Below are 12153 nucleotides of genomic sequence, written 5' to 3'. Positions count from 1 at the left end.
CAGAGGCGGCATACTTGATGGTTATGAGTACTCCGTCGACACCCGAACCCATCCGGCCTCAGGAGATGCCGAGCAGGGGCACTTCGACCTCCACCCTGGAACGCACACAGGCCGAGCCCGATTACCGCCTCGACGACGGCGATCACGAACGGTTCGCCCACTACGTACGCAAAGAAAAAATCACCTCCTCTGCAGTCACAGGCGAGCCAGTCATCGCGCTATGCGGCAAAGTGTGGGTTCCCGGACGCGACCCGAACCGGTTCCCGGTATGCCCCATGTGCAAAGAAATCTACGAAGGACTGCGCGACCCCCAAGACGGCGGAGACAACCCCAAAGAGTGAGGTAGCCCGGGAAGGAACCCCGGCTACCGAACCCAGCTCCGAAGCCACGCCCCACACGGGTGCCTTTCATGCGCAACCCTTCGACGGACAACGAGGCGTGGACGGCGGGCTGAAGTGAGGTGGTCGGGATACAGTCAGGTCCGATATGAGTACTTCTGCCGCATCGCATTTGTCTCCGTCCTTCCCAGCGAAGGCTGCTTGGGGTACCGCCACGAAATTGCGGGCATGGCAAGCCGAAGCGTTAGCGAAGTACCTGGAGAACTCCCCACGTGACTTCCTCGCTGTCGCTACCCCCGGCGCCGGTAAAACCACGTTCGCTTTGCGTATCGCCACCGAGCTCCTCGCCCGTGGCGAAGTAGAGCGAGTCATCGTTGTCGCTCCAACCGAACACCTCAAAACCCAATGGGCCGACGCTGCCGCACGCGTCGGCGTGCAAATCAACCCCACCTACAGCAACTCCGGCGCAGCCCTCAGCAAGGACTACATCGGCGTGGCCGTCACATACGCCGGAGTAGCCAGCCGTCCCACCGTCTACGAACAGATCGTGCAACGGCACCGCACCCTGGTCATCATGGACGAAGTCCACCACGGCGGGGACGCTCTGGCCTGGGGGGACGCGATGCGAGAAGCGTTCACCGGCGCCACCCGACGACTTTGCCTGACCGGAACCCCGTTCCGTAGCGACACCAGCCCCATCCCCTTCGTCAGATACGCCCCCGATAGCGAAGGGATCCGCAGATCAGAGGCCGACTACACATACGGATACGCCGATGCCCTGCGTGATGGTGTTGTGCGCCCCGTGCTCTTCCTCGCCTACGGCGGAGCCATGCGATGGCGCACCAGCGCAGGCGACGAAATCGCCGCCCAACTCGGAGAACCAGCCACCAAAGACGTCATCAAACACGCTTGGCGCACCGCTCTAGATCCCAAAGGTGAATGGATCCCCTCCGTGCTGCGCGCCGCCGATAAACGCCTCTCCGAAGTGCGTAGGCACGTCCCCGACGCGGGGGGTCTGGTGATTGCCTCCAACCAGACCAAAGCGCGCGCCTACGCCAAAGTGCTCACCGAAATGACAGGAGTCAGTCCCACTGTCGTGCTATCCGACGACGGCACGGCAGGTAAAAAAATCGAAGCGTTCGCCGCCAGCGACGACCGGTGGATGGTTGCAGTCCGGATGGTCTCTGAAGGTGTTGACGTGCCCCGCCTGGCTGTAGGGGTCTACGCCACCAGCACCTCCACGCCTTTGTACTTCGCCCAAGCCGTGGGACGGTTCGTGCGAGCACGGCGCCGCGGGGAAACAGCCAGTGTCTTCCTGCCCACCGTGCCTGTTCTACTCAGCCACGCCGCCAGCATGGAAGCCCAACGCGACCACGCCCTAGACCGCCCCCAGAAAGAAGGGCGCGACGAAATCTGGCAAGAAGACTCCCTTATCGAGGCAGCCAATCGCACAGAAAAAACAGTTGACTTCGACGCCCCGAAATTCGAAGCCCTCGAATCTGATGCCCACCTGGACCACGTCCTCTTCGATGCCGAACAGTTCGGCATGGGAGGAGTAGTCGGCTCCGAAGACGAAGCCGACTACCTAGGTCTTCCTGGCTTACTCGAACCCGACCAGGTCTCTCAGCTGCTACGACAACGACAAACCGCCCAACTCAAACGCTCCAGCAAACGCGCCTCACGAGACAAAGCGCAACAACACGACGAACCCCTCGCCGCGCACCGCGCACTGACCGCTCACCGCAAAGAACTGAACTCCCTCGTGGCGGCCTACGCCCGCAAAACCGGCAAAGCCCACGCCCAAATCCACCTCGACCTGCGCAGCACCTGTGGAGGGCCAGCCGTGGACGAAGCCACCGCAGAACAAGTGCAAGCCCGCATCAACAAAATCCGTAACTGGTTCGTAGGACGCCGCTGAACTACGCACGCTGCGCGCCGACCCAAAAGATTCGACGGATCAGCGCGCGGCGAACTCAGCAGTAGAGATCAAATCAATGCCGTTGCGCATGGAAAACTTGTCTCATGGATGCGCGCCCTTCCGGCTGGTACGACGACCCCGACGACCCCGAGCTGCTTCGCTACTGGGACGGAGTCCTATGGACTGAACACACAGCGCTTCGCCGCCCACCGCAAAACCGCACCGACCAACCCCCAACCACACCAGTCACCCAACCCACCACATTCCCCCTGAACCCACCAGGGGGAAACGGCATGCTCACCGCCAGCGGAGCATGGCGCGGCATGGGAATCATCGCCGCCGACGGGCACGAACTCGCCCACTGGTGGCGCCGAGCAGTCGCTTACATCATCGACGTTTTTGTTCTCGCCGCCATCGCGCTGCCCTTCCTCTACGCCCCCATATCTGCAGCCCTACCGCAACTGCAGGCATGGATTGAACGCACCGTAGCCGTAGCTCAACAAGGCGGCACCACCCCGCCAGAAATGCCCCAAGAACTCCTCTCGGCGCTAGCTAGCGCCAGTTTGATGCTCGTCCTCATCAGACTCACCTACGAAGTCGTCACCGTGCGTCAATGGGGCGGCGGCGTCGGTAAACTACTCCTAGGGCTACGGGTACGCGGATACGGCCACACAGGCACTCTCGGGTGGGCCCCAGCACTGCGCCGAGCCGTCATCAAAAACATCTACAGCATGGTCGGCGGTTTGCCCCTGTTGGGGGCTCTAGCCCTCGGATTCCAAGTAGCCAGTTTCGCCTGGCCACTCTGGGACAAACAACGCCAGGCACTACACGACAAAATCGCCACCACTGAAGTCATACGCATCACTCGAGGCACGCAACAGTGGTGACTAACGCTGTGAGCCAGGCCCCCTGTGCCATAACACCAAGCAGGGGAGCCTGACTCACAGTAGGCACACACCTCAGCCAGGGATGTCACCGACAATCCGCACCGTCTGATCACCCTCGACCCACATCGTCGGAATGACCGGTGACCCTTTCGACAACCGCAATGCCTTACTCGGCAACTCCGCCAACGCAGCCAAACGCCGCTGGCGTGCCGCATGCGGATCATCCTGCGCCACGATCTGGCCCCCCTGAACCAACGGAACCAGCAGCAGTCGATCATTCGACCCCATGGCGGGAGCCTCACCGATACCAATGACCTCGGCCTCAGCAATACCATCAGCACCCAACCGCCGCGCCGCGACCTTACGGCCACCTACTGAATCCTTCGCGACGCTCCGCTTGGCCACATTCACCATCGTCCCCGCCGAGTTCTCATGCGCGACAAGCTTGTACACCAGCCCCGCAGTGGGGGCTCCCGAACCGGTCACAAGCTGCGTCCCCACGCCATACACATCCACAGGCGCAGCCGCCAAAGCAGCAATCGCATACTCATCCAAATCCGAGGTCACAACAATGCGTGTCTGAGTAGCCCCCAACTCATCAAGCTGGGCACGCACCTCACGTGCCTGAGTCACCAAATCACCCGAATCGATCCGAACCCCACCCAATTCAGGCCCAGCGATACGCACCGCCGTCTCCACAGCACGACGCACATCGTAGGTATCGACCAAAAGCGTGGTCCCCTTGCCCATGCTCGCCACCTGCGCCGCGAACGCTTCCTCTTCGGAGTCATGCAGCAACGCAAACGAATGCGCACTCGTCCCCGCAGTAGGGATGCCGTGCCTACGGCCAGCCTCCAAATCACTTGTCGTGTTGAAGCCACAGATATATGCCGCACGCGAGGCTGCCACCGCCGCCTGCTCATGCGTACGACGAGCCCCCATCTCGATCAAAGGCCGTGCCCCGGCAGCCGTAGCCATCCGCGAAGCCGCACCAGCCACCGCGCAATCAAAGTTGTAGATCGACAACGCCACTGTCTCAAGCAGCACCGCCTCAGCGAACGTGCTCTCCACAATGAGCAACGGAGAACCAGGGAAAAACACCTCACCCTCGGGATAGCCCCAAATATCGCCTGAGAAACGGAAATTCGCGAGGAACTCCAAGGTGTCTGCGTCCACCACCTTGTTCTCCCGCAGGAATGACAACTCCTCATCCCCGAAACGGAAATTCTGTAAAGCATTCAATAAACGCCCAGTCCCAGCCACGACGCCGTATCGACGCCCCTCTGGAAGACGGCGCCCGAAAAGCTCGAACACACTCCGACGATGCGCCGCCCCTGAACGGAGCGCAGCCTGCACCATCGTCAACTCGTAATGGTCTGTCAACAACGCCGTACTGATCACAGCCGACACCCTAGGCGCTTCCTCGAAGAAGAAGTGACGCCCCTAGTGCGTTCCACACAGACCACAGTGAAAAAACCCATCACTACCTCAACGAAGTGGTGTGATCTATCACGCTTCACTGCGTTCTACCCTGTTTCTACAACCACACCACTACAAGCCTCCTACACCACACCCCGATCGTTGAGGACACCATGACGCCCACACAACACCCCGAGGTGATGAGCACCGCACCCACGGGCCCATCCGAGGGCACAGCCACCCTCGAACTACCCGAGATGGATCAACTCCCGGACACCCCATGGATCACGCTGGTGTGGAACGACCCAGTGAACCTCATGTCATACGTGACATACGTGTTCCAGACCTACTTCGGCTACAGCAAAGACAAAGCAATCGCCCTCATGCTGGACGTACACCACAAAGGCCGCGCCGTGGTTGCAACCGGACCTCGTGAACAAATGGAACGCCACGTCGAAGCGCTACAGAGCTACGGCCTATGGGCCACATTCCAGAAAGACGAATGATGAACTACGGATTTACTCGTGACGGCGACCGCTTTGTCGCAGACCTTGACGACGAAGAACGCGAAATCATCGTCGGCCTCATCGAACAGACCGCCGAACTCCTGGAACAGGCCGCACCAGCCGAGCCCGAAAACCACCACCCAGACAGCGAGGACAGCACCGGCGACATGGGAGGTGAATTCGAACGCATGATGACCGCCGCCGGGTTAGGCCCCACCAGCCAGGACCCCAGCAGCAACCCCCCAACCACAGGGTTCATCAACGAGAACGCTCTAGCCGCCGACCCCGCCCTCGGACGCCTCCTACCTGATGCTCACCACGACGACCCACTCGCCGCAGCCGAATTCCGTGCCTGGTCCGGCGACACCGTCCGCCGCACCAAACTGAACCGCCTTCACGCCGCCGCAGACACCCTCCGCCCCGACGGAACCCCTCTAAACATCGACGAAGACACAGCCGTCACCGTGCTCATCGCCCTCACCGACCTTCGACTGGTCCTAGCTGAACGTCTAGGGCTCCACGACGAAGAGGACGTTGAACGGCTCGAACAAGCAATCCAAGACGGCCAGATGAACGACGCCACAGCACTGATCCTCACCTACGACTTCCTCACCTGGCTGCAAGAAACCCTCGCCAGCTCACTAACCTGACCCAACAATCCGGCAGCCCTAGCCGACTCTGCAAATAGGTGGTAGTCACCCACGAGCGCATATATTCACCTCGTGGTTGAACGCGACGCACCCATCGGCATCTTCGACTCCAGCCTCGGCGGCCTCACCGTCGCCCGCGCAGTGCTGGACCAGCTTCCCAACGAGTCGATCGCCTACCTCGGAGACACGGCCAGGGCTCCCTACGGTCCCCGGCCCATCGCCCAAACCCGCGAATACGCCCTCTCCTGCTTGGACCGCCTAGTCGACAAAGGTGTCAAAATCCTTGTCATCGCGTGCAACACAGCCAGCGCTGCAGTCCTGCATGATGCCCGCGAACGCTACGACGTGCCTGTCGTAGAAGTGATCCGTCCTGCAGTGCGCCGCGCCGCAGCCATAACCCGAAATGGATCAGTCGGCGTCATATCGACCGAAGGAACCCACAAATCACGGGCCTACATTGACGCCTTCGCCGCAGCCCCCCAGCTCACCGTCGTCAGCCAGCCATGCCCACGATTCGTGGAATTCGTGGAACAAGGCACCACCAGCGGAGAAGAACTCCACCACGTCGCCCACGAATACCTCGACCCACTCATCGAACGCGGCGTCGACACTCTCATCCTCGGATGCACCCACTACCCACTCCTGACCGGCGTGATCAGTTACGTCGTCGGCGAATCCGTGACACTAGTCTCTTCTGCCGAAGAAACGGCGCGGGACGTGTACCGCATCCTCGCCGATCGTGATGCACTGCGTCCTGACACCGCCACCCCACCCATACACACCTTCAACACCACGGGTGACCCAGCCGAATTCGCACGTCTAGCAAGCCGGTTCCTCGGGCCGGAAGTCGACAGCGTCCAGGCCGAAGGGAATGCGGTATCAGCCCAGCCCTAACTGGGCATTGGATAGCCAGCCGCGGTCAACCCTGCCCGCACTGCTCAAGGAGGAAGTACGTGTTCGTCACCGCCGTCGGTAATTCGGGCAGTTATCCCGGGCCACAATCGGCCGCATCGTGCTACCTAGTACAAGCCGAACACCACGGACGAACCTGGAACATCGTGCTGGACCTAGGCAGCGGATCCCTGGGATACCTGCAACGCTACATCGAACCCGCTGACCTCGACGCAGTCCTGCTCACTCACCTGCACCCCGACCACTGCCTCGACATATGCCCCCTATACGTGCTGCTCAGCCATCACCCCACCCGCCGTCGAGATAACCCCATGCCCGTCCACGCACCCCCTGGCGCTGCAGAACGACTTGCCCGGGCCTACCACGTTGACGAAACCGAGCCCCTCACCGACCGATACATCTTCACCGACCTCATCGACCGCACCCCCCTCCGAATCGGCCCATTCCACATCACCCCCATCCGTATGCGCCACCCCGTCACCACCTTCGGATTTCGAATCGAAGCTGACGGCGCCATCTTCGCCTACACCGGCGACACCGACACCACCCCCAACCTCACCCCCCTGCTGCGGAACGCAGACCTCGTGCTCGCCGACAGTGCCTTCATCGAAGGCCGCGACACCGTCCCAGGTATCCACATGCACGGGCGCGCCGTCGCCCAAGCAGCCCTGACCGCAGGGGGCATCAAACGTCTCGTCTTAACCCATATCCCTGCCTGGAACGACCCCGAAATCTGCCGAGCACAAGCCGCCACGCTCTGGCCCAACGTGGAACTCTGCCACCCCGGACAACGCTTCACCGTCACACGGTGACAACTGCACCCACCACCAAAACGCCCGCACCGATACGGTGAGTTCATGACTCGACACGACGGACGACTAGACGACCAACTCCGCGAAGTACGCATCACCCGTAACTGGCTCGACCACGCCGAAGGCAGCGTGCTCGTCGAATTCGGCCGCACCCGTGTCCTATGCGCAGCCTCTTTCACCGAAGGAGTCCCGCGATGGAAAAAAGGCAGCGGAACCGGCTGGCTCACCGCCGAATACGCCATGCTTCCCCGCGCCACCAACACCCGCAGCGACCGCGAATCCCGCAAAGGAAAAATCGGAGGCCGCACCCACGAAATCTCCCGACTCATCGGGCGCAGCCTGCGCGCCTGCGTCGACCTAAAACAACTCGGCGAAAACACCATCGTTCTGGACTGTGACGTACTCCAAGCTGACGGAGGAACCCGCACAGCAGCTATCACCGGCGCTTACGTCGCCCTCGTCGACGCAGTCCGCGCCGGACGGAGAATGGGTGCCATCCGTCCCTCCGCCACCCCCATCACCGGCTCCATAGCCGCAGTAAGCGTCGGCGTCGTCGAAGGACACCCAGTCCTGGACCTCGATTACCCAGAAGACTCCACAGCTGACACCGACATGAACGTCGTCATGACCGGCGATGGTCGCTTCGTCGAAGTGCAAGGAACAGCCGAAGGTGACCCCTTCGACCGTGAACTCCTCGGCGCACTCCTAGACCTTGCCACCACCGGATGCGCTGAACTCACCCGCCGCCAGCAAGAAGCACTCGAAGCCACCCCACGGGAGCAGATGTGAGCCGCCGTATTGTCCTGGCAACCCGCAACGCCGGCAAAGTCAACGAACTACGCGACATCCTCGCCGACGTGCTCACCGACCTTGACCTCGAACTCGTGGGCATTGATGCATTCCCCGATGCCCACGACGTCGTCGAAACCGGAGTGACATTCCAAGCCAACGCTCTCCTTAAAGCACAAGCGGCCGTCGCCGCCACGGGGCTTCCTTGCCTCGCCGACGACTCCGGGCTAGCGGTCGATGTTCTCGGCGGAGCCCCAGGAGTGTTTAGTGCACGCTGGTCCGGGAAGCACGGAGATGACCAGGCAAACCTTGACCTGCTCTTAGCCCAAATCGCCGACGTGCCAGACGAACACCGCGCAGCCGCTTTCGTGTGTGCAGCAGTACTCGTCCTTCCCGACGGCCGTTCAGCCGTACGCATGGGCCGATTCACCGGCACTATCGTGCGTGAACCCCGCGGAACTAACGGATTCGGATACGACCCCATCCTCCTTGTCGACGGAGACACTCGCACTTCCGCTGAACTATCCCCACAAGAGAAAAACGAACGTTCCCATCGAGGTAAAGCTTTCGCTGCCCTAGCAGCAGACCTACGCGAACTCCTCGGATAACCCCCCTCACAAACGGCGTCCCGCTTTCATACACAGAAAGCGGGACGCCGCCCCAACCCCAGAGTTCTCATATACGCCCCCTGTGCCGCTATGTTTAGCCGGTGCACGCTACACCAGTAGCGACGCGAAAAATTTCGGCTCGGGGGATGCTGAGGTTTGGGGGGATCATCGTGCCTGTCACGATCACACACATCATTGCTGCTCTTTTCACGGCAGCCACCATGATCGGCGCACCAGCCATCGGAGGCGCAGCCGTAGAAAACACCCCAACCACAACCCCACCACACCACCAGCCCACCAGTGCCCTATGGCGTGACCTCACCCCAACCTGCAGCGGCACCGGGAACGACGGCGCCCGTGTCCAAGCCGTCTACGCCCACGAAGCTGGCACACACAGCCAATTCCACCGCGCCGAACCCATCATCCGCCGCGAACTAGCCCGCATCGACTCCACCTTCGACCTGTCCGCCAGGAAAACCGGAAGCGGGCGCCGAGTCCGCTGGGTCAGCACACATTGCCGCCCCCACATCGCCACCATCACCGTGCCCCCCGGAACCTTCACTGCATCCACCGGCATAGAAACCACCGAAAAAGCACTCCTCGCCCAAGGAATGGGCTCACCCCAACGCAAATACCTCGTCTTTGCCCAATCCCGGAACATCTGCGGTGTCTCCACGATCTACAGAGACTCATCACACCGCGACAATGCCAGCAACGGCCGCTACACCGCCCACGCCCGTATCGACGAAACCTGCTGGAGTTCACCGGACTGGTCTGTGGCGGCACACGAGTTGGTGCACATGCTCGGTGGGGTGCAGCCAGACGCACCGCACGCGTCCGGTAAATATCACTGCGACGACGCCAACGACCTGATGTGCTACCGCGAAACCCCGACAACGCGGCTGCGCCCGGTATGTGGCCTCGAGCATGTGGGGTTGCTCGATTGCGGCGGTGATGACTACTTCTCTACCGCACCCCGCCGCGGCGGCTACCTGGCATCGCACTGGAATGTTGCCGATTCGGTTTTCCTGGACCGCACTCCCATGCTGTCTGCTGCGCAAGGGGCACCGATCGCTGTTCGAGGCAAATTGAGGCCGGGGCGAGCCCTGGCTCTGAGTGTCCCTGTCATTCCAGGGGCGCAGAAGTACACCTGGCGTGGGCCAGGAATTAGGAACAACAACCGGTCACACACCTGCGCGGTGTTGCCAGATCGACCCGCAGTAGTGACATATCGACTGTTGATCAACATGCCCGATGGTGTGGTGCAGGAATCGACACGCACTCTACGAGTCCGGTAGCGCATCGCTCCTGTTCCTTGCCGGGGTAGTGGTTACCGGACGCGGGGCGGGAACTGGTGTTCAGTAACCAAAGCGCCGATGAGGTATTTGGCTAGAACCTGGTTAGGATCGCGCTCCTGCCCGTGCTTTTCCGAGAATTTGGCGGTGGCGTCGGTGCCGCACAGGCTCTTGATGCGTCCAGGGCCGCCTGGGTGCCGTGAAATCCATGCTGTGAGGTCGTAGACCTTGTTGTTGATGCTGGCCCAGCAGCTCGATGGTGTCGAGTGCTGCTTCACCTGTGCCATTGTGATGGGGCGCCGGGTGCCTGTGGGAGTTGGGGTGGCGCCTCGCGTGGGGGAGGGGGACAAGTGCGCTGACGGTCCGGTAGGTGTGGAAGTCGATGAGGGGGCAGTAGAGGACGTAGTGCTGTCTTCGCCTTGCAATCCGGAAGTGGGGGTGGTGTTAGAGATTTGATCTTTCCAGGTGGCGGTGGCGCCGGTGTGGCCCACCATGACGACAAGAATCAGCGTGGCAACTGAAAGTACAGCGATGAGCAGGCCAAGCGCTTGAGATGCAATTGAAAGCAGGGGTGAGGCAGAAGGGGTTTTGCGGTGCGGTTCTGCCGTGCTTTCTTCCGTATGGATAGGTTCAGCTGAGTCAGCTTGGTGAGTTTTTCGCGCAGCGAAAAACCCTAAGAGCCACCAAAGCATGGTGGCGAGTACCGTGAGGCCGGTGATGAGGGTGAGGATGTCTGCGTATTCGGCGTGCACGCCGGGGTCGCCGATGCGGTGCTCGAGGGCTTCGCCAGATTCTTTAGTAACGAGTGTGAGCAGACCCACCAGCATCACCACGATGGTGATGGGGGTGCGTAGACGAGGCTGGATGCGCTTGGTGAAGATGACTGCGACTAGGGCGATGAGGGCCAGGGGGAGTAAGACGACGGTGGCGTGCAAGGTGAGGGCATGTACAGGCAGCCCGCCGATAAGGTCGAAAGGTCCTGATGATTGCATGTCGGGTTCTCCTGCGTCGGACTGGTCTCGACGTGGCGGGGTGTTCGCCGGTGAGGGTCGTCCGGTCTATGTGATGGCACAGCGGAGCGGGGGCTCCGTATGCCTCATCGTGCGGGAGAGAAGGAAACTGAGCTGGTAACTCAAGAAACGACGCGCCGTTTCTTGGTGATTTAAAGAAGAAATTGAAGATTTCGATGCCGCGCGCCCTCGTTTGGGGCCTCTCGAAAAACGGAACACGGCCCGTGAGGCCGTGTTGGTGAGTGAAGAAAGAGTGCGCCAGGCGGGAGTTGAACCCGCACGCCCGGAGGCACAGGAACCTAAATCCTGCGTGTCTGCCAATTCCACCACTGGCGCGTCTGTCCACTGACCTTACCGGTATTGGCGCCGAAGGTGGGAATCGGCGTGGTCAGCGGGGGAGTGGAGGCTTCAGGTGAGGTTGAGTTTCATCTGTTTAGTCAAGGATGCGACGTGCCCGGTTGCTTTCACGTTGTAGCGGGCGAGCTCTATGGTGCCGTCGGTGTCGATGACGATGGTGGAGCGAATAATGCCGATCGATACCTTGCCGTAGAGCTTCTTCTCGCCGTAGGCGCCGTAGGCGTCGGCGACGGTTTTGTCTGGGTCAGACAGCAAGGGGTAGGTGAGGGCATCGCGCTCAATGAACTTGGTGAGTTTTTCGGGGGAGTCGGGGCTGATGCCGATCACGTCGTATCCGGCTTGCTGCAGGGGTGCGAGCGAGTCACGGAAGTCACATGCTTCTTTGGTGCATCCAGGGGTCATCGCGGCGGGGTAGAAGAAGATGATGAGTTTGCGGCCTGCGTAGTCGGCGAGGGAAACGGTGGACCCGTCGGCGGCGGTGAGAGAGAACTCGGGGGCTTTTTGGCCGGTTTCGAGACGGGGCATGCATGGCTCCTGTGAGTGAATGAATGGGTAGCGGTTCGCGGGGTAAAAGGTGCTGCGATAACCGTTGGGCGGAAGGTCGCGTCGCGGGGGAGGCCTGTTCCGCGTCAGTAGATTATCGTCGGATTGA

13 protein-coding genes and 1 tRNA gene are annotated in these 12153 nt (G+C 61.2%); 10 read left to right on the top strand and 4 right to left on the bottom strand.

From position 1 onward, the window contains the following. Positions 1 to 23: 23 nt before the first annotated feature. From AC2T9U_RS07140 to AC2T9U_RS07130, 3 genes are all read left to right on the top strand, one after another. Positions 24 to 341, top strand: coding sequence for a DUF3039 domain-containing protein (locus tag AC2T9U_RS07140; protein ID WP_028327892.1), 318 nt, complete (start codon positions 24 to 26; stop codon positions 339 to 341). Between the two features lie 145 nt (positions 342 to 486). Beyond that, entirely contained in the window at positions 487 to 2256 is a 1770-nt protein-coding gene (locus AC2T9U_RS07135; RefSeq protein WP_208303256.1) for a DEAD/DEAH box helicase, read from the top strand. A 104-nt stretch (positions 2257 to 2360) separates the two neighbouring features. Continuing rightward, positions 2361 to 3143, top strand: coding sequence for an RDD family protein (locus AC2T9U_RS07130; RefSeq protein WP_493695649.1), 783 nt, complete (start codon positions 2361 to 2363; stop codon positions 3141 to 3143). 72 nt (positions 3144 to 3215) lie between these two features. Here AC2T9U_RS07130 and AC2T9U_RS07125 read toward each other — a convergent pair whose 3' ends face one another. Next, positions 3216 to 4502 (bottom strand): nicotinate phosphoribosyltransferase, encoded by a 1287-nt coding sequence (locus tag AC2T9U_RS07125; protein WP_243888996.1) that lies wholly within the window; start codon positions 4500 to 4502, stop codon positions 3216 to 3218. 260 nt (positions 4503 to 4762) lie between these two features. Between AC2T9U_RS07125 and clpS the strand changes: the two genes are divergently transcribed. The 7 genes from clpS (at position 4763) to AC2T9U_RS07090 (ending at position 10137) form a co-directional block, all read left to right on the top strand. After that, positions 4763 to 5068 (top strand): ATP-dependent Clp protease adapter ClpS, encoded by a 306-nt coding sequence (clpS, locus tag AC2T9U_RS07120; protein ID WP_493695648.1) that lies wholly within the window; start codon positions 4763 to 4765, stop codon positions 5066 to 5068. Then, positions 5065 to 5718, top strand: a complete 654-nt coding sequence (locus AC2T9U_RS07115) for a DUF2017 family protein (protein ID WP_181816011.1) — start codon at positions 5065 to 5067, stop codon at positions 5716 to 5718. Before clpS ends, AC2T9U_RS07115 begins: the two co-directional genes overlap by 4 nt. A 72-nt stretch (positions 5719 to 5790) precedes the next feature. Further along, a complete protein-coding gene (murI, locus tag AC2T9U_RS07110; RefSeq protein WP_493695647.1) occupies positions 5791 to 6612 on the top strand; it encodes a glutamate racemase in 822 nt (273 codons plus the stop codon). A gap of 59 nt (positions 6613 to 6671) precedes the next feature. Next, positions 6672 to 7442 carry an MBL fold metallo-hydrolase gene (locus tag AC2T9U_RS07105; protein WP_115029902.1) on the top strand — a complete coding sequence of 257 codons (771 nt, stop codon included), beginning with the start codon at positions 6672 to 6674 and terminating at the stop codon, positions 7440 to 7442. A 45-nt stretch (positions 7443 to 7487) separates the two neighbouring features. Continuing rightward, entirely contained in the window at positions 7488 to 8231 is a 744-nt protein-coding gene (gene rph / locus AC2T9U_RS07100) for a ribonuclease PH (RefSeq protein WP_208303260.1), read from the top strand. Next, the gene (rdgB, locus tag AC2T9U_RS07095; protein WP_493695646.1) at positions 8228 to 8839 is read left to right on the top strand and encodes an RdgB/HAM1 family non-canonical purine NTP pyrophosphatase; all 612 of its coding nucleotides are present in this window, start codon (positions 8228 to 8230) and stop codon (positions 8837 to 8839) included. Before rph ends, rdgB begins: the two co-directional genes overlap by 4 nt. Before the next feature lie 170 nt (positions 8840 to 9009). After that, on the top strand, positions 9010 to 10137 hold the full coding sequence (locus AC2T9U_RS07090) for a hypothetical protein (protein ID WP_493695645.1): 1128 nt from the start codon (positions 9010 to 9012) through the stop codon (positions 10135 to 10137). A 32-nt stretch (positions 10138 to 10169) separates the two neighbouring features. Here AC2T9U_RS07090 and AC2T9U_RS07085 read toward each other — a convergent pair whose 3' ends face one another. The 3 genes from AC2T9U_RS07085 to bcp form a co-directional block, all read right to left on the bottom strand. Continuing rightward, on the bottom strand, positions 10170 to 11126 hold the full coding sequence (locus AC2T9U_RS07085; protein WP_493695644.1) for a cytochrome b5-like heme/steroid binding domain-containing protein: 957 nt from the start codon (positions 11124 to 11126) through the stop codon (positions 10170 to 10172). A 272-nt stretch (positions 11127 to 11398) separates the two neighbouring features. After that, positions 11399 to 11480: transfer RNA gene (locus AC2T9U_RS07080), tRNA-Leu, on the bottom strand. A gap of 72 nt (positions 11481 to 11552) precedes the next feature. Then, positions 11553 to 12026: a thioredoxin-dependent thiol peroxidase gene (gene bcp / locus AC2T9U_RS07075; protein WP_493695643.1), complete on the bottom strand. Its 474-nt coding sequence runs from the start codon at positions 12024 to 12026 to the stop codon at positions 11553 to 11555. Positions 12027 to 12153: the final 127 nt, after the last annotated feature.

It is taken from the genome of Dermatophilus sp. B7861-1 (assembly GCF_058996045.1).
This window is presented reverse-complemented; position numbering and strand designations above follow the sequence as displayed.

Excerpts from the sequence above, each read along its gene's own strand:
- AC2T9U_RS07125 (WP_243888996.1), bottom strand. The coding sequence starts at position 4,502 with ATGGTGCAGGCTGCGCTCCGTTCAGGGGCGGCGCATCGTCGGAGTGTG.
- AC2T9U_RS07140 (WP_028327892.1), top strand. The coding sequence starts at position 24 with ATGAGTACTCCGTCGACACCCGAACCCATCCGGCCTCAGGAGATGCCG.
- bcp (WP_493695643.1), bottom strand. The coding sequence starts at position 12,026 with ATGCCCCGTCTCGAAACCGGCCAAAAAGCCCCCGAGTTCTCTCTCACC.
- AC2T9U_RS07115 (WP_181816011.1), top strand. The coding sequence starts at position 5,065 with ATGATGAACTACGGATTTACTCGTGACGGCGACCGCTTTGTCGCAGAC.
- rph (WP_208303260.1), top strand. The coding sequence starts at position 7,488 with ATGACTCGACACGACGGACGACTAGACGACCAACTCCGCGAAGTACGC.
- AC2T9U_RS07085 (WP_493695644.1), bottom strand. The coding sequence starts at position 11,126 with ATGCAATCATCAGGACCTTTCGACCTTATCGGCGGGCTGCCTGTACAT.
- AC2T9U_RS07130 (WP_493695649.1), top strand. The coding sequence starts at position 2,361 with ATGGATGCGCGCCCTTCCGGCTGGTACGACGACCCCGACGACCCCGAG.
- AC2T9U_RS07135 (WP_208303256.1), top strand. The coding sequence starts at position 487 with ATGAGTACTTCTGCCGCATCGCATTTGTCTCCGTCCTTCCCAGCGAAG.
- clpS (WP_493695648.1), top strand. The coding sequence starts at position 4,763 with ATGAGCACCGCACCCACGGGCCCATCCGAGGGCACAGCCACCCTCGAA.